Origin of the sequence: Salipaludibacillus neizhouensis (genome assembly GCF_002886185.1) — a bacterium.
GTDB lineage: Bacteria > Bacillota > Bacilli > Bacillales > Salisediminibacteriaceae > Salipaludibacillus > Salipaludibacillus neizhouensis.
The window spans coordinates 571,534-587,435 of the sequence record NZ_KZ614146.1 but is presented as its reverse complement, the minus strand read 5'-3'; the positions used below and the strand labels follow the sequence as shown (position 1 = coordinate 587,435).

Annotated in this window: 20 protein-coding genes and 1 other annotated feature; of the genes, 2 read left to right on the top strand and 18 right to left on the bottom strand. The window is 37.1% G+C overall.

The window, feature by feature from the left end; translation table 11 throughout:
* Window positions 1–45: 45 nt before the first annotated feature.
* From phnD to CEF18_RS02540, 15 genes are all read right to left on the bottom strand, one after another.
* Window positions 46–1,059, bottom strand: coding sequence for a phosphate/phosphite/phosphonate ABC transporter substrate-binding protein (phnD, locus tag CEF18_RS02610; RefSeq protein WP_223292212.1), 1,014 nt, complete (start codon window positions 1,057–1,059; stop codon window positions 46–48).
* Window positions 1,060–1,346: 287 nt separating this feature from the next.
* The gene (locus tag CEF18_RS02605) at window positions 1,347–1,709 is read right to left on the bottom strand and encodes a DUF1516 family protein (RefSeq protein WP_110935042.1); all 363 of its coding nucleotides are present in this window, start codon (window positions 1,707–1,709) and stop codon (window positions 1,347–1,349) included.
* A gap of 68 nt (window positions 1,710–1,777) precedes the next feature.
* Entirely contained in the window at window positions 1,778–2,602 is an 825-nt protein-coding gene (locus CEF18_RS02600) for a response regulator transcription factor (RefSeq protein ID WP_110935041.1), read from the bottom strand.
* A gap of 34 nt (window positions 2,603–2,636) precedes the next feature.
* Window positions 2,637–3,296, bottom strand: coding sequence for a phosphate signaling complex protein PhoU (gene phoU, locus CEF18_RS02595; protein ID WP_110935040.1), 660 nt, complete (start codon window positions 3,294–3,296; stop codon window positions 2,637–2,639).
* A gap of 13 nt (window positions 3,297–3,309) precedes the next feature.
* Window positions 3,310–4,149 carry a phosphate ABC transporter ATP-binding protein PstB gene (gene pstB, locus CEF18_RS02590; RefSeq protein WP_110935039.1) on the bottom strand — a complete coding sequence of 280 codons (840 nt, stop codon included), beginning with the start codon at window positions 4,147–4,149 and terminating at the stop codon, window positions 3,310–3,312.
* A gap of 17 nt (window positions 4,150–4,166) precedes the next feature.
* Window positions 4,167–5,051 carry a phosphate ABC transporter permease PstA gene (gene pstA / locus CEF18_RS02585; RefSeq protein WP_110935038.1) on the bottom strand — a complete coding sequence of 295 codons (885 nt, stop codon included), beginning with the start codon at window positions 5,049–5,051 and terminating at the stop codon, window positions 4,167–4,169.
* Window positions 5,052–5,053: 2 nt separating this feature from the next.
* Window positions 5,054–5,986 carry a phosphate ABC transporter permease subunit PstC gene (gene pstC, locus CEF18_RS02580; RefSeq protein WP_110935037.1) on the bottom strand — a complete coding sequence of 311 codons (933 nt, stop codon included), beginning with the start codon at window positions 5,984–5,986 and terminating at the stop codon, window positions 5,054–5,056.
* A gap of 93 nt (window positions 5,987–6,079) precedes the next feature.
* Complete coding sequence (locus CEF18_RS02575) at window positions 6,080–7,117, bottom strand: PstS family phosphate ABC transporter substrate-binding protein (protein ID WP_223292211.1); 1,038 nt, start codon at window positions 7,115–7,117, stop codon at window positions 6,080–6,082.
* Window positions 7,118–7,500: 383 nt separating this feature from the next.
* Window positions 7,501–9,270 carry an arsenical pump-driving ATPase gene (arsA, locus tag CEF18_RS02570; protein WP_110935036.1) on the bottom strand — a complete coding sequence of 590 codons (1,770 nt, stop codon included), beginning with the start codon at window positions 9,268–9,270 and terminating at the stop codon, window positions 7,501–7,503.
* The gene (gene arsD, locus CEF18_RS02565; RefSeq protein ID WP_110935035.1) at window positions 9,270–9,644 is read right to left on the bottom strand and encodes an arsenite efflux transporter metallochaperone ArsD; all 375 of its coding nucleotides are present in this window, start codon (window positions 9,642–9,644) and stop codon (window positions 9,270–9,272) included. Before arsD ends, arsA begins: the two co-directional genes overlap by 1 nt.
* A gap of 80 nt (window positions 9,645–9,724) precedes the next feature.
* A complete protein-coding gene (gene arsC, locus CEF18_RS02560) occupies window positions 9,725–10,144 on the bottom strand; it encodes an arsenate reductase (thioredoxin) (RefSeq protein ID WP_110935034.1) in 420 nt (139 codons plus the stop codon).
* Window positions 10,145–10,208: 64 nt separating this feature from the next.
* Window positions 10,209–10,556 carry an ArsR/SmtB family transcription factor gene (locus CEF18_RS02555; protein WP_110935033.1) on the bottom strand — a complete coding sequence of 116 codons (348 nt, stop codon included), beginning with the start codon at window positions 10,554–10,556 and terminating at the stop codon, window positions 10,209–10,211.
* Window positions 10,557–10,658: 102 nt separating this feature from the next.
* Window positions 10,659–11,462, bottom strand: a complete 804-nt coding sequence (locus CEF18_RS02550; RefSeq protein ID WP_110935032.1) for a cytochrome c oxidase assembly protein — start codon at window positions 11,460–11,462, stop codon at window positions 10,659–10,661.
* Window positions 11,462–11,968: a DUF2243 domain-containing protein gene (locus tag CEF18_RS02545; RefSeq protein ID WP_407690380.1), complete on the bottom strand. Its 507-nt coding sequence runs from the start codon at window positions 11,966–11,968 to the stop codon at window positions 11,462–11,464. Before CEF18_RS02545 ends, CEF18_RS02550 begins: the two co-directional genes overlap by 1 nt.
* Window positions 11,969–12,219: 251 nt before the next feature.
* Window positions 12,220–12,960, bottom strand: a complete 741-nt coding sequence (locus tag CEF18_RS02540; protein WP_110935031.1) for an MBL fold metallo-hydrolase — start codon at window positions 12,958–12,960, stop codon at window positions 12,220–12,222.
* A gap of 245 nt (window positions 12,961–13,205) precedes the next feature.
* On the opposite strand from CEF18_RS02540, the gene CEF18_RS02535 reads away from it, so the two are divergent.
* On the top strand, window positions 13,206–13,769 hold the full coding sequence (locus tag CEF18_RS02535) for a helix-turn-helix domain-containing protein (protein WP_110935030.1): 564 nt from the start codon (window positions 13,206–13,208) through the stop codon (window positions 13,767–13,769).
* A complete protein-coding gene (locus CEF18_RS02530; RefSeq protein WP_110935029.1) occupies window positions 13,733–14,599 on the top strand; it encodes an IS3 family transposase in 867 nt (288 codons plus the stop codon). Before CEF18_RS02535 ends, CEF18_RS02530 begins: the two co-directional genes overlap by 37 nt.
* Window positions 14,600–14,655: 56 nt before the next feature.
* Here CEF18_RS02530 and rpmA read toward each other — a convergent pair whose 3' ends face one another.
* From rpmA to rplU, 3 genes are read right to left on the bottom strand one after another with little or no spacing between them, the layout of a single operon-like run.
* Entirely contained in the window at window positions 14,656–14,955 is a 300-nt protein-coding gene (rpmA, locus tag CEF18_RS02525) for a 50S ribosomal protein L27 (protein WP_110935028.1), read from the bottom strand.
* Between the two features lie 12 nt (window positions 14,956–14,967).
* Entirely contained in the window at window positions 14,968–15,303 is a 336-nt protein-coding gene (locus tag CEF18_RS02520) for a ribosomal-processing cysteine protease Prp (RefSeq protein ID WP_110935027.1), read from the bottom strand.
* A 13-nt stretch (window positions 15,304–15,316) separates the two neighbouring features.
* On the bottom strand, window positions 15,317–15,625 hold the full coding sequence (gene rplU, locus CEF18_RS02515) for a 50S ribosomal protein L21 (RefSeq protein WP_110935026.1): 309 nt from the start codon (window positions 15,623–15,625) through the stop codon (window positions 15,317–15,319).
* 12 nt (window positions 15,626–15,637) lie between these two features.
* Window positions 15,638–15,714: a sequence feature (ribosomal protein L21 leader region), on the bottom strand.
* Between the last annotated feature and the right edge of the window lie 188 nt (window positions 15,715–15,902).

Genomic DNA, 15,902 nt, shown 5'->3' with positions numbered 1-15,902 from the left:
CCCAGTTAAGACAGATACCTTTATCATAAATAAAATCCAGTAAAATTAGTTATCTAAATCGTCTTCAAATTCAGCGAAAACCTCTCTTACAATATCATAGTCAGCAGCTTCTGCTTCAGCAATTCCGTCCCATGTATAGATTTCATTCATAACTTTAAGCATTTCTTCATTATCGTTTAAGCTCATAAATGCATCTGTAATTCCCTGTTTCACATCTTCCGGAAGTTCACTTCGAACAGTAATCGTATCGTTTGGAATAGGATCCGTATAACCAATAACACGTAAATCATCGTAAATATCAGGAAACTCTTCAGCAAGTGTGTCACGTGCGTCATCAAATGTTGTCGCAAAATCAGCCTGTCCATCAACCAATTGCATGATCGCATTATCATGACCACCAACACTTAAGGCCTCAAATTGATCGTCCAAGTTTTCAACCCCCATATCCATCATTTGCTTTGCTGGGAAAAGATAACCTGATGTTGATAATACATCTGGATACGCCCATACTAATTTATCTTCTGAAGCTATTAAATCTTCGATACTCTCAATCTCTGAATCTGCAGGTACTGTATATTGTGCAACATAAGAATCTTCTCCATAACGAATCGATTTCAAGATAACTTCAACACCAGCGCGTTCTTCTGCTTGTACATAACCGAATGGATTCAAGAATCCGATATCAACTTGCTGAGTTCTCATCGCTTCAATTAAACCACTGTAGTCAACCATTACTTCCGCTTGAACTTCAATGCCTAATTCTTCAGAAAGAAATTCTTCCAAAGGTTCCGCTGTTGTTGCTATCTCACTAGCATCTTGGGAAGGAATGAAACCCATTACCAACTTGTCAATTTCCTCTCCCCCTGAAGCAGTGTTTTCTTCTGCAGTGTTACTTTCATTTTCGGCTGCATTATTTTCAGGTTCTTCAGTATTGCCCGCGTTGTTTTCAGGTGCATTATTCACATTTCCGTCTGCATTGTTTTCAGTATTCTCACCACAAGCGACAACAGTAGTCATCACAATTACTGAAACAAGCGTTAAAATAGACTTTTTAATCATAATAAGACCCTCCATTTTTGTTAGATCTTTTGTCCTATATTTTTGAACTTATTCCTAGATTATTAATCTTCTCAGACATGCTGTCAATGAGATTGTAGGAAAATATAACATAAGACATCTGACACCTATCTCTTATAAAATCCCACTTCACAAACTTTTATTAAGCAATTTTCTAATTAAACTATCCTGACAGTTTAGAGTTTAAAAGCATAATAAAGCAATTTAATGCCAGAACAATAACAGAAATGGGAAAGAAAACTTAAAAGGTGAACTAAAACTTTACACAATCAGCTGATGTTAAAACCAATATACAACACAACAGTAATTACTATGAAAAATTGGAGCCAAAAAAATACTTTTTTCTTTGATGTTAATTGTTTTTTTGCCATACGATTCGTAATTAATTCCATGACATAAATCAACCAAAAAGACAAAAGTCCTTTTAATATTGATTCCCACGAAATATTCATTATAATTAGGAATACACCAGTCGTTAGGACTAGAATATAGAGTACACGTAGTATCATTTGGAATACTTTAGCCATACTAAACTTCCCAAAAAATAAAAGAATAACCGTTAATACAAAAAGTACGATACTAATGAACCAAAATAACGAATGGGAATGTAAAAACACCTGGTAATGTTCCATTAAGATTGCCTCCTTTAACCGATCTATACAATTGAATAGTATAAACGATTCAAGGGAAAAAAAGAACATCACTCTCTAATATTTATGTAATTTTTTACTAAACTTCTGTCATCATCACCCCCTCTCAGAGGTTGATTATCTGCTACAACAGAAATAGGATTCATCATGTAGCCAACATTTCTTATGGTTTTGATATAAGTGGGGTTTCGATAATATGGTTCTATCTTTTGACGAATTCGACTAATGAACACATCAATAATACGCTCATCATTTTGTGAGTTATCTGTGGATAACATGCATAGTAAATGGTGTCGTGAAAAAGCTTTTCCTTTGTTCTTTAACAGGTAATAAATTAATTCAAACTCTTTTCTAGTAAATTCAAGCGCCTCTCCCGATTTATAAACCATAAATTGAGAGGGATCAATAGCTAAATAGCCATTTGTTATAAACGTATCTATTTGAAGTAAATCTTTTTTTTCTTCCATCGAGTTAGGCGTATTACAACATAAAAATCCCCTGCGGTGAATAGATTTCACCCTGGCTACCAGTTCTTTCATACGTAAAGGCTTAGTCATATGATCATCGGCGCCCAACTCCAAACCTAATACTGTATCAATTTCATCTTTGTTTTCCGAAATAAATATAATAGGCGTCCAATTATTATGGATTTGCCGCATCTCTCTGCACAAATCAAGACCGCCCATATCGGGCAGGCTCAATTCTATGACAATCGTACTTGGAGAAAGCGTTAATGCTTTTTTTAAAGCATCTTCGCCTGAACTTGAGCCCCATGTTTTAAACCCATTGGACCTAAATACATCCTCAATCTTCAAACGAGTGCTTAAATGATGATCAACAACTAAGACAGATTGATTCCTATTAGATTCATTCATGAAATCAGCTACCTTCCCGCTTCTTAATCAATCGTTAATTTAAATCAAATCTTTGTCCGTTTACTTCATAAATGATCCATTCAGATATATTAGTACAATAGTCTGCGATTCTCTCGATGTATCTGGCAATAAACGTCATTTGCGTAATATGTTCGATATCTCTTTTATCTGTGATCGTTATATTAATAATTTTCCAAATAAATTCACCGTAAGCAGCATCTACAACATCATCCATAGAGGCAACATGCTGTGCGTCCATGACTTTGCTTTCCTTATAAGCAATCAGAACATTATTCATCATATGTTGTGCTTTATTTGCCATTTCCAATAAAGAGATTTCATATTCTTTAAATTTTTCGTAATCATGCATCCTTTCAGCAGCTTTTGCTAAATCAACTGCTAAATCACCCATTCTCTCTAAATCACTTGATACTTTCAAAGCAACAATAATTTTTCTTAAATCACTGGCAACTGGTTGTTGCTTAGCAATTAATAGTGTTGCTTTTTCATTGATATCTAATTCAATCGCATTAATATATTTATCATTTTCTATAATTTGCTCAAACTTAGCTTTATTCTTGCTATGAAAAGCATCCATTGTGTCAAAGAAAGCTTTTTCTACCATCGAACCCAACAGCTTAATTTCCTCTTTTAACTCTATCATTTCTAAATTAAAATTCTCTCTGACTGTCATATCATCTCTCCTATTATCCGAATCGGCCAGAAATATAGTCTTCCGTACGGTTATCATTAGGTGTTGAAAAAATGAAATCTGTCTTTTCATTTTCCACTACTTCACCATTCAAGAAAAATGCCGTTTTATCTGAAATTCTTGCTGCTTGCTGCATGTTATGAGTAACAATGACGATAGAGTAATTCTTTTTTAATTCCTGTACTAACTCTTCTACTTTTAATGTTGACTTAGGATCTAATGCTGAGGTCGGTTCATCCATTAAAATCACATCTGGTTCAATTGCTAGACAACGAGCAATACATAAGCGTTGCTGTTGTCCGCCGGAAAGCCCATAAGCATTTTCATGTAACCTATCTTTTACTTCCTCCCATATAGCTGCACCTTTCAAACTATTTTCAACAATTTGTTTCAAAAGTTTTTTGTCTCGAATACCGTGAACCTTTGGTCCGTAAGCAACATTTTCAAATATTGTTTTTGGAAAAGGATTTGGTTTTTGAAATACCATTCCAACTCGAGTACGAAGTTCTTCGACACGGTAGTTTTTATCAAATATATTTTTATCTCTGTATAAAATTTCACCGGATATTTTAACACTTTCCACCATTTCCACCATTCTGTTCAGCGTTTTAATATAGGTAGATTTTCCACATCCTGATGGTCCGATAATTGCAGTCACTTCATTTTCAAAGATCGGTAAATTAATATCTTTCAAGGCATGTGTTTGACCATACCAAAGATTTAATGCTTTCGTTTGGTAGACAGGAGCTTTTGGCCTGTCCTTTGTAATCGTTGGACTTTGATTTTCATTCTTTTCTTTGCTTTCTTCTGGATCAAATGAAGTCAATGATGACATAATGTTCGCCTCCTATATTAATATCTTTTTTGAAATTTATTTCGGATAATAATAGCAACCGAATTCATTAAAAATAATACTACCAGTAAAACAATAATCGTTGCTGCAGCTAAATTTAAATATTCTGCCGTTAGAGCAGAATCTATTGTCCAATAATAAACTTGCATAGGTAATGCTGTAAAATTATCAAAAATACTACCGGGTACTGGGATAATTAATGCTGGAATTCCCAGTGCAACTAATGGAGCTGTTTCTCCAATTGCTCTAGACAGTGCCAGTATCATCCCCGTTAAAATACCTGGTATAGCAGCTGGTAACACAACTTTTTTTATGGTCTGCCACTTTGTGGCTCCCATACCATAAGAAGCTTCTCTTAAAAATCCAGGCACTGAGCGTATTGCCTCTTGAGCTGCCACCACTACAATTGGGAGTACTAGTAATGACATCGTTAATCCACCAGCTATAATACTCGAACCGAAACCTAATACTCTAACAAAGACAGTTAAACCAAGTAATCCAAAAACGATGGAAGGGACACCCGCTAAATTTGAAATATTTGTTTGTATGAATGAATGGAGTCGGCCCTTTTTAGCATACTCTTCTAAATAAATTGCTGTTCCCACACCGAGTGTCATCGTTACTGGTCCGACAATCACCATAAGCCATAATGTACCGGCTGCTGCTCCCTTTATGCCTGCTATTTCCGGATTGAAGGACAATCTGTTCGTCAAGAAACTAAAATCAAGCCAACCGATACTATCAATAAACACTCTTGTTATTAATATTGCCAGAAAAACTAAACCAAAAAGTGTTGCAGCTAAGAATAAATATTTAAATACCTTATTCAACAGTAAACGCGTCCGCATCTTTTTTTGCACATGTCCACGATCAATGTATTCCATAATTAATATACCTCCCTGAACCTACGAGTTATATAGGTAGCAAACATGTTCATCAATAACGTAAATACAAATAATGTCATACCAACAGCATATAAACTAAAGTAAGCCGTAGTTCCAGCACCAGCATCACCACTTGTTACTTCCACAATATAGGCCGTCATTGTCTGCATCGACTGTGTAACATCAAATGTAAAATTCTTTGTACTACCACTTGCAATAGTAACAATCATCGTTTCCCCAATCGCACGGGATATTCCTAAAACAAAGGAAGCGATAATTCCTGAAATTGCAGCAGGGATAACAACACGAAATGCCACTTCCAAAGGAGTTGCACCTAAAGCCAATGCACCTTCTCTCATCGAATTAGGCACAGAGTTCATTGCATCTTCTGATAGAGAAGCTACCATTGGAATAATCATGATACCCATGACAATTCCAGGGCTAAGCACATTCGTTCTATCCAAAATAGGAATAACCTCTTGTAGAACCGGAGTAACAAAAGTAAATGCAAAAAATCCATAAACAATTGTTGGTATTCCTGCTAAAACTTCAATCATTGGTTTTAAGACTTTTCTAGAATTACTGCTTGCATATTCACTTAAGTAAACGGCCGTTGTAAGCCCAATCGGAATTGCAACGAACATAGCAATTAACGAAGACATCACGGTACCCATTAACAATGGTAAAATACTGAATTTAGGGTCAGTAGGGTTCAAAGGACTCAAATCCGTAGTGGTAAAAAATTCGGTAAAGGAAACTTCCCTAAAAAACAGAATCGTTTCATAAGTTAATGTGCCAACGATTCCAATCGTGGTAATAATCGAAATAAAGGCAGCCAAGAATAAAATTACGGGAACCATTTTTTCAACAAAAACAGATTTATTATTTTTTCTTTTAGCTTGAATAGCTTCTTTTACATTTAATCTCTCTGACATCTGAACTGACCCCTTCCAGCCATTCTATAAACACTTTTAAGGAAGGTGAGAAAAATGGAATTCTCCTCACCTTCGTTAAACAATGAATCTCTATTATTCGATAGCTTCGACTTCTTCTAAATAACTATTAAGCTCTTCTTCTGGAAGTGGAGCAAATCCTGTTTCACCAGAGAAATCATCTGCAGCAGTTAATACATATTTAATAAAGTCTTTTACTTCTGGTTTTTCTTGTGCAGCATTCACACTTAAGTTCGTAAATACAGGACGAGTAAATGGTGCATATGCACTTTCTTCTCCAATAGTTTCAAGAGAAGGTTCAACTGGTCCGTCTCCGAAGTCCACATGAACGGCTCCTAGTTTGTCATCATTATTTGTATAGTAACCAAAACCAAAGAATCCAATAGCATTTTCGTCTTCAGAAACTAGTTCTACAAGCGTAGAATATTCTTGTTGAAGATTAATTCCTTCTACTAAATCTTGTTCTTCAATGATTTCATCTACGAAGAACTCATATGTTCCGTGATTTTCGTTTGGTCCGTAAAAATTGATTTCTTCTTCTGGCCATTCCGGTCTTACATCAGACCATAAAACAACATCGTCATCTTTAAAGTTTCCTGTAACGAAAACTTCTTTAATTTCTTCTTCTGTCATTTCATTTGCCCAATCATTATCTGGATGAATGACAATCGTTAATCCATCTAAAGCTACCTTGAATTCTTTTGATTCAATTCCAGCTTCTTCTAAACCAGCTAGCTCTTCTTCTTTAACAGGTCTAGACGCGTTCGAAAGATCCGTTTCGCCATTAATGAATTTTTCCATTCCTGCACTTGTTCCTGCACGTCCTACTTCAACGCTGACACCTTCTTGTTCTGTTGTCATATATTCTTCAGCTAAGCGAGCCATGAGTGGATATACAGTTCCCGATCCATCAACCGATACAGTTCCTGATAATTCTTCAGACGTTTCTTCGTTAGTTTCATTTGTTCCTTCAGCAGTTTCTTCAGTATTCTCATTTCCGGTATTTGCATTATTTCCGTTGTTAGATGTACCAGAAGCCTCATCTTCCTCGCCACAAGCTACGGCGAATGTCATAAGTCCTGCTAACATAAGTGATAATTTAACTCTTTTCACTGTTACATTCCTCCTCGAATTTATAAAACTATGTGTTTTTGGGCCTCTCTCTCTTGGCCACAATTGAAGTATAATAGTTGAATATTAAGGTAGAATGAATGTAACGTAAATGCTTTGTGAATTTATTGTAAATTTTCGTAAATTTCCTTGTCGATTGTTACATAAATCTGCTGAAAACTCCCTGTTTGTATCCTTTTTTATGAATTTACATTACTTTATTATTAAAAATTCTATATAAAACTTGTTTAAATCTATTATTTTCTCACCCAGCCTCTATAATTTTATGATTAAACGATCAATATACAATTTAAATTCTAAAAAAAACACCTGAAGAAAAAAGCTCTCCAGGTGTTTTGAATCTTCGCATAAAAAACTCTCTATGTTTACTTCGTGACTAATTCTTTCATTTTTTCATAACCAATACTATCTTCCTCTTGCCAAGGAATTAAAATGGTTCTTACGGAAAGTTCTTCACTAACTTTTTTTATCCATACTTTTTCTGCTTCTGCCTTTCCCTTTAAAACCGGTTCCGTTACAGCTGTCCCATAAAGACTTTGGTTAATTACCCAAGCTTTGGGATAAATATCTGCACGCTTTAAATCTGCTTGCAGCCTAGACGCTTCTAATACGGGTGTTGCTTCTGGTAGTGTTATCAGCACTACATCAGTTTCTTTTGCATTTCGAAGTCGCGGAAGTAAATTCTTTACATTATCCGGTACTTCACCTGTTGATCGTTCCAGTTCCTTATGATAGGACTGTGTAGCATCCAACAACAATAAAGTATGTCCTGTTGGAGCTGTATCAATAACGACAATCTCATTGTCGGCTCCACCCACTACATCTGCAAAGGCACGGAAAACAGCAATTTCTTCCGTACATGGAGAACGTAAATCTTCTTCTAAGTACGCCTTAGCTTCATCATCCAATTCTCCAGCAGTCTTCATTACTTCCGCCTTATAATCTTCTACTTCCTGAACAGGATCAATTCGAGAAACCGTTAATAAATCAGACCCTGTTCCTTTAAAACGATCAGTTAAATGGGCTGCCGGGTCTGTTGTCGTTAAATGAACCTTATGCCCTTTTTCAACTAACCCAACGGCAATCAAAGAGGCAAGCGTCGTTTTCCCTACTCCACCCTTCCCCATTGTCATGACAACCCGTGTGCCGTTCTCGGAATATTCGTCAACCAACTGTTTCACAGACTCGAGTGACTGCTCCTGAAGAATAGTTTTCTCTATTTCAGAATCTACGTTTTCACGAGCATGAAAAAGACTTCTCAAGCTTTCAATACCTGTTAGCGACTGCGCCATGAAAGGTATACTAGAAATGTTCATCCCACTTAAGTATACCGACATCGTATCAATCGCTTGCTCATGTTTTCGAGAAAAGGCTTCGGAAATACTGTCTCCTTGAAGTTTTGCCTGATAGTGTCCATTCAGAATTAGTTTCTGGTTATCAATTCCAATCTCTCTAAGTTCGCATGATGTCCGTTCCGCTTCCCGAAAAGAAGTGACGTCAGGTCGGGTGACAAGAATGAGTGTAGTCTGTTTGGGATTAGAGAGTGCCCGAACTGTCTTTTCATATAGATCTTTCTTTTCAGCCAACCCCGCGAGAGGACCGAGACAAGAAGCACCATGAGTGGAATCTTCCAGAAAACCACTCCAGGCCGTTGGCAATTTGAGCAAACGTAAAGTATGGCCTGTCGGTGCAGTATCAAATAGTATATGGTCAAACTGCTCCATCATTTTCCCATCCGCAAGTAAGTTTGTAAATTCATCAAAAGCAGCGATTTCAACCGTACAAGCACCGGACATCTGCTCTTCCATTTGATCCACGACGGCATCGGGCAATTTGCCTCGGTATGGACCGACTAAATTATCCCGATATTGACGAGCCGATTCCTCAGGATCAAGATTACAAGCATAAAGACGATCTACACCGTTTACAGGCTGAGGATCATTTGTTAAATCCATACCAAACACATCCTGCAAATTAGATGCTGGATCCGTACTAACTATAAGAACTTTTTTACCTGCATCTGCCATCGCAACTGCTGTTGCAGAAGCTGTTGTCGTTTTACCGACGCCGCCTTTTCCTGTGAAAAATAGAAAAGGAGTATCACTAAGAAAGGATGGCTTGAACGGTTCAAACATTAGTTACCCTCCTGCGTTGTCACATTGATATCTAGTCGAACTTTAGGGTTTTTAATTGTTAAATCATTTTCGTCTATGTTAAACCATACCGAAAACTCGTCATTAGACGGATATTCTCCTATTTTATACACTTCACCATCGACCAGAACAATTGGTAGTGCATCTGGTCCTTTATCGTGAAGCACACCGTTTACTACCTCATTTTCTGCAAAAGCTGCTGGATCATTAGCAAGATTATAACGTGTGACTGGATAGCCTTTTTTGTTTAGGGAATAGATCGCCGTCGCAAGTTTAGTTAATTCCGGATCTACGGTTGGACCACAAACTCCGGTATCACAACACATTGCTGGATCATATATCTCTATTTTTTTCATCACAAGATCTCTCCTTCATAAGAAATTATTTAAAGACTTGATAAAAAGCCGAGAAAGGAATTTCCCGGCCATTGATGTAGTTATTCGCCTGTTTCAGCATATGTTTTAATTCTAACGCCAATATCATCACGAACGCGTTGGAAAAATGCCCATTTTTCTTCATCCGATCCTTCTGCTTTTGCAGGATCATCAAAACCCCAGTGAGCACGTTTTACGTGAGGGGGTGTCATTGGACATTTGTCGGCTGCATCCCCACAAAGTGTCACAACAAAATCTGCATTGTTTAAAAGCTCTGAATCAATGATGTCTGATGTTTGGCTCGAAATATCAATACTGACTTCATTCATTGCTTTCACTGCGTTTGGATTAAGACCATGTGCCTCTATGCCAGCGCTGTATACATTCCAGTCCTCGCCTAAATGCTGTTTCGCCCATCCTTCTGCCATTTGACTACGGCATGAATTACCTGTACATAAAAAATAAATTGATTTCTTAGTCATGCAAAATGTCTCCTCTTTATTAAGTATAAGTGCTAACAATAGCTCATTACGATACGATAAATTATTATTTACAATTAACTGGCGTTTCTTTTGACAACAATAAGTTAAACTGTTCGTCTTCCTTATCAATGTGGTTCAATATACCTTTTACAAGATGTGAATGAACCGATGATTCATCTATGGAATAATACCGCCACTGCCCCCGTCGATCTTCTTTCACAAGCCCCGCTTGTTTGAGTTTACGTAAGTGTTGACTAATTGCTGGTTGACTGATTGCAAACATATCAACAAATTGACAGACACAGTATTCTTTTTGCTCAACTAATTTCATTATTAATAACCTCGTCGGATCACTAATTACCTTAAGGCATTCAACAACTTCTCTTGAGGTTTGTTTGGTAGACGTCACCATGCATACCCTCCCCCTTCTTTATCATTGTATAATAAAATACTTATATAAGTCAAACTGTATATATAAAATCCATTTCAATTAAACACATGTAGACTAGCAATATTAGTATTCAGTAACCACTTTGTTAACAGAGGCAATTGGTAATTTAGGTGATGTAGCATTATACCATTGCAGACAAAACAGGTAGATCAGAATTATATCAACAACATCTCCTCCGTAAAACATAAGCTTTCCTCCAATTTCAGACTCGTAGACCGATACTCCAGTTAATGGATAGGCATAAATATATTTAGACAATATACTGTGACTGCCAAGAGCAATCACTAAGACAATGGCTCGATATAAAAAACTTGTCTTATATACGAATGAATCAATAGAGATCATGGAAGTCGTAAACAGAAAACCAGCCACAAACACATGGAAATGGATGACGACATGTATCAACATGTTTTGTTGCATTGCTAAGTACAAACTCGTAGTGTAAAGAATCCAAAGCCCACCAAAATTGAGAAGTGCCGATACAGCTGGGTCAACTAAAAACCGGGATAGCCTTGTCTGTAATAATTTTGACAGAAACCTAGCTTTTTGAACAGATAATGTTCGAAGTAGTAATGTCATAGGTGCCGACAGGACAATAAATAGAGGTGCCAACATTCCTAAAAGCAAATGACCAATCATGTGTACTGTGAAATCTATATGAGCATGGGGAGCCAATGGTCCAACAACGAAAAATACACAACTAACTCCTAAAATCCAAAAGACTGAGCGATGTAACGGCCAATGTCTAAGTCGTTGGTTAGATTTCACAGCGGCAAAAATATATATACTAATAATAAGTAGATATCCTATTACTATAACGGGTTGAAAAGCAGTCCACTCTCTATAATGAAGGTGATTATTGACCATTATGTAACTTCTCCCCGCGTAGTCTTGATCGTTTGCGTTTTATAAATTAAAATTACCCCGATTACAATCATTATGAAAGCAGTAATATTCCAGGTAACATCGTAAGGAAACAGAGGAACATTATATCGAATCTGATGGATTTGCATCAGTTTATGTTGGACTATACCGTCATACAATTGAAATAAGCCAGCCCCGAATAAAACACCACCCCACCACCTCTTGAGGCGCATAGCATTTCTTCTTCTGAGATCAGCAAAAATAAACAAAGACGCAATCGTTGCAAACCAACTAAACGCATGAAACAATCCATCTGACACTAATCCAATCTCCGAAGTAGATCTATCATAGAAATGGTGCCAATGAAGTAATTGATGAAAAACTACTTCATCAAAAAAAGCTATTAATCCAAGTCCAAACAAAATGCCTGTCCATAAGTTTCTAGTTGAATAAGGTGTAATGTTTGCATCGGTATTATTCATTGTTGAGTTTACACTATGTGTTTTCATATCATCCAACCTTTACACGTATTAATCTTTCTTCCCTTGTCTTATTTTCTCTTAGATAAGCATTTTATAAACATCTTAATGGGTAAATCTGGATAAAAGTGGCTGATAGCTAAAATTTATAGTGTTGTAATGTTGTAACATGCTTTTGCTCAAGCGCTAATTTCTTATGTATTAAGAACCTCCTTAATGTACGTTATTCCCATAAAACGCAAAAAAACATTCCTATATACTTTAGGAATGTTTGAGTTCATCTACAAAAGCCATGTCTTTCCGGTTTCTGCTAATGAAATCTTACCACTATAAGTTTTCGCGACTTCATTAACTAACTGCTTATGATCCCCGAAGTGAGGAAGATGAGAAAGGATGACCTCTTTGGTTTCACTTTCCTCCGCAAGCATTGCTACTTCTTTGCTGTTCATATGCCCGAACTTTTCAGCAGATTGGTCTGCGTAAAAACTTGTTTCAGCAATGAGCAAGGAAGCATTTCTTGCAAAGGGTATCAATGATTCTTGAAAAGTAGTGTCTGCAGTATAAACAATAGTATGATTTGTTTCTGAGCTTTCAATTCTCATCGCATAGCAAGGGGCTGGATGATCTGTTTTTTGAAACGTAATGGTAAACGGCCCAATTTTTACTTTACTATCATGTTGATAACTGGTTACCTCTGTGAATGGAGGTCTTCTTAATTTTTCGAATGCTGCTTCATCATCTTTATGGGCATGGATCTTCAGTGGTATCTCTGTTTTTTTCAAGTTTATATCAACAACGCGACTGTAAGTGAGCACACCTAAATCTGCGACGTGATCATGATGATAATGACTAAGCATGACCGCATCCAGTGTATGTAAGTCCAGATAGTTTTGGAGTTGCGCAACGGCACCACTTCCGCAATCGAGCAGAATCGATGTTCCTGCATCTTCTAGTAAAAAACAACTCGTTGCTTCATTTTTTTCCGGATAGGCTCCCCAAAAACCGATGACAGTAAGTTTCATGCATACATCTCCTTTTAATAATATCGAAGTGTTTATTCGATTATAAGCCAAAGTTGCTGACTCAAGCGTTGCCCGCGTAAGCAGCCACCTAGAGCAGATTCGAACCTCTCTGTTCAACGAAAACAACAATCTCTAAAAAAACGATCATTTTATAGTTTTTCTTGTAAAAAAGACCCTAATGATTATTAATAAGGTACCGACCCCCGAAAGTTAGAGTAGAAAATCTAACTTTCGGGGGTGTTTTTATGGCCAAATATAGTGAAGAATTTAAAATGAAGCTCGTCACCGAGTATTTGTATGGGAATCTTGGATACAAATCGTTGTCGAAAAAATATAATATACCCAGTTCCACCCCATTAAAAAATTGGGTGAGATCCTATAAAACACAGGGCATGGATGGATTAAAACGAAGAAAGATGCAGGAAGGGTACTCTGTTCAATTTAAATTAGATACGATACAATTTATACTAGAGACAGGTGCTTCTTATCAGGAAACTGCTGATCAATTTAGATTGAACAATCCTTCCTTAATTTATCGTTGGATGAAAACATTTAATGAACGAGGGATAGAAGGCCTGAAACCAATATCAAAGGGGCGACCTTCTATGTCTAAGAAACCAACTAAATCCAAGAATAAGGAAGAGACAAAGTTAACACGTGAAGAAGAATTAGAACGTGAGAATGAACTACTAAGACTAGAAAATGCTTACCTAAAAAAGTTGAAAGCTTTTCGGGAGAATCCAAATGCCTTCCACGAAAAGCACAGGCAAAAGTGGCATTCGAACTCAAAGAAGAAGGATTCCGATTAAAAAATATATTCATTGTTGTAGGTATTCCTGAAGCAACCTATCACTATCATGTGAAAAACTTTGGACAAGAAGACTCAGATACAGAACTAAAAAAACTGATTACAAGCCTATTTAAGCAGTTTCATGAACGCTATGGTTATAAACGTGTCACAAGAGAATTAAACAAATTAGGACATTCTATCAACCATAAAAAAGTGTATCGCATTATGCTGGAACTAGGGTTAAAATGTGTGAAATTTATGCGGAAATCCCGTAAATACAATTCATATAAGGGAAACGTAGGAAAGGTAGCGATAAACCGATTGTCCCGCCGCTTTAGCACACCTATCCCTCTTCAAAAGTTAGTAACCGACATTACAGAATTCAAATGTCTAGGCGAAGAGAAGTTATATTTAAATCCAATTCTTGACCTTTATAACGGAGAAGTAATTGCGTTTGAAATCAGGAAACGTCCAACACTAGATCTTGTCATAGAACCTTTAACAAGGGCGCTACAGATAATAAAGAATCATGCAACTTATCGCACTACCATTCATTCTGATCAAGGTTGGCATTACCAGCACAATCAATGGGTGAGGACATTAAAAGAAAATAAAGTATTCCAAAGCATGTCACGTAAAGCAACCTGCGCAGACAACGCTTCAATGGAAAATTTCTTTGGCATCTTAAAACAAGAAATGTATTATGGGGAAAAATTAGTAAGCTATGAAGAATTAAAAAGACGGATAGAAGAATATATCGACTGGTATAACAATGAACGATCAAAAATAAAATTGGCCGGATTGAGTCCAGTAGAATACCGAACTCAATCCAGCCAATCAGCTGCATAAAAAAACTCTAACTTTTGGGGGTAGCCACCTAATCATTAGGGTCTTTCATGTGTAATTTATGCTTCTTGTAGTGCTGGTTCTGGATAAACACTAACTTGCTTGCGGTTACGTCCGACGCGTTCAAATTTCACAACGCCGTCTACTTTAGAAAATAAAGTATCGTCTCCACCTCTACCTACGTTTACTCCAGGGTAAATACGAGTTCCGCGTTGGCGAACTAAGATAGATCCACCTGTAACTGACTGTCCGTCTCCACGCTTTGTACCAAGACGTTTCGATTCTGAGTCACGACCGTTTTTCGTACTACCTACACCTTTTTTACTGGCGAAAAATTGAAGGTCCAATTTCAAGAACATGGTCTTCACCTCCTATAGTTTAGATTCAATGTGTATAAATTGGCGATACTGTTCTTCCATTGTTTGCATGGAAACTAGCATGCCCTCAAGTAATAATTGAACATTATTATACGTTTCATCATCCAGTTTTTCAGGAACTCGACAGCGGAGGAAACCTCCATCATCCAATAGCTCGACATCCAATTCCGTATTGCAAATTGCTGCAATAGCATTCACTGTCCCAAAAGAAACAGCTGATGCTCCGGCACAGACAAGATCTTGTCCATGGGGCCCTGCATCTGCATGACCTGACATTGTAAACATATGAATGGTTCCATCTTTGTTCCGATCAAACTTGATATGAATCATGGTCTGCACATCCTTACAAGCTGATCTTGTCGATCGTAACTTTTGTGTAAGGCTGACGATGACCTTGCTTACGATGATAGTTCTTCTTAGCTTTATAAGTGAATACAGTTAACTTCTTCGCGCGGCCTTGTTTCTCAACCTTTGCCGTCACAGTAGCTCCGTCAAGTAATGGAGAACCAACTTTAGTCTCATCTCCACCTACAAATAGAACACGGTCAAATGTTACTGTGTCTCCTGCAGTTACATCAAGTTTTTCAATGTAAACTTCTTGTCCTTCAGTAACTTTCACTTGCTTTCCACCAGTTTCAATAATTGCGTACATGTGCGCACCTCCTTTAATACTCAGACTCGCCATCACAGGTGCAATCTTTAAATTGCTTGAAAACCTGGTCCGTGCGGTTGTAGCTCTTTGGGCGCTTCCAAACAACTAACACAGGATATCATATCATGATTTAAATCTTTATGTCAATTAAGAAAAACAGCATATCTGTCTTTTATTAAATACAGCGTATCTTTCGCCACTCCCGAGTAGCACCTACGTAGTGCGTGTAGGTGCTACTCGAAAGGAGGTGGGTTTCCCTTGACACGCGTGGCGTAAA

Bases quoted from the DNA above. Each gene is read 5' to 3' on its own strand.
- phnD (WP_223292212.1), bottom strand. From the start codon at position 1,059: ATGATTAAAAAGTCTATTTTAACGCTTGTTTCAGTAATTGTGATGACT.
- CEF18_RS02605 (WP_110935042.1), bottom strand. From the start codon at position 1,709: ATGGAACATTACCAGGTGTTTTTACATTCCCATTCGTTATTTTGGTTC.
- CEF18_RS02600 (WP_110935041.1), bottom strand. From the start codon at position 2,602: ATGAATGAATCTAATAGGAATCAATCTGTCTTAGTTGTTGATCATCAT.
- phoU (WP_110935040.1), bottom strand. From the start codon at position 3,296: ATGACAGTCAGAGAGAATTTTAATTTAGAAATGATAGAGTTAAAAGAG.
- pstB (WP_110935039.1), bottom strand. From the start codon at position 4,149: ATGTCATCATTGACTTCATTTGATCCAGAAGAAAGCAAAGAAAAGAAT.
- pstA (WP_110935038.1), bottom strand. From the start codon at position 5,051: ATGGAATACATTGATCGTGGACATGTGCAAAAAAAGATGCGGACGCGT.
- pstC (WP_110935037.1), bottom strand. From the start codon at position 5,986: ATGTCAGAGAGATTAAATGTAAAAGAAGCTATTCAAGCTAAAAGAAAA.
- arsA (WP_110935036.1), bottom strand. From the start codon at position 9,270: ATGTTTGAACCGTTCAAGCCATCCTTTCTTAGTGATACTCCTTTTCTA.
- arsD (WP_110935035.1), bottom strand. From the start codon at position 9,644: ATGAAAAAAATAGAGATATATGATCCAGCAATGTGTTGTGATACCGGA.
- arsC (WP_110935034.1), bottom strand. From the start codon at position 10,144: ATGACTAAGAAATCAATTTATTTTTTATGTACAGGTAATTCATGCCGT.
- CEF18_RS02555 (WP_110935033.1), bottom strand. From the start codon at position 10,556: ATGGTGACGTCTACCAAACAAACCTCAAGAGAAGTTGTTGAATGCCTT.
- CEF18_RS02550 (WP_110935032.1), bottom strand. From the start codon at position 11,462: ATGGTCAATAATCACCTTCATTATAGAGAGTGGACTGCTTTTCAACCC.
- CEF18_RS02545 (WP_407690380.1), bottom strand. From the start codon at position 11,968: ATGAAAACACATAGTGTAAACTCAACAATGAATAATACCGATGCAAAC.
- CEF18_RS02540 (WP_110935031.1), bottom strand. From the start codon at position 12,960: ATGAAACTTACTGTCATCGGTTTTTGGGGAGCCTATCCGGAAAAAAAT.
- CEF18_RS02535 (WP_110935030.1), top strand. From the start codon at position 13,206: ATGGCCAAATATAGTGAAGAATTTAAAATGAAGCTCGTCACCGAGTAT.
- rpmA (WP_110935028.1), bottom strand. From the start codon at position 14,955: ATGTTCTTGAAATTGGACCTTCAATTTTTCGCCAGTAAAAAAGGTGTA.
- CEF18_RS02520 (WP_110935027.1), bottom strand. From the start codon at position 15,303: ATGATTCATATCAAGTTTGATCGGAACAAAGATGGAACCATTCATATG.
- rplU (WP_110935026.1), bottom strand. From the start codon at position 15,625: ATGTACGCAATTATTGAAACTGGTGGAAAGCAAGTGAAAGTTACTGAA.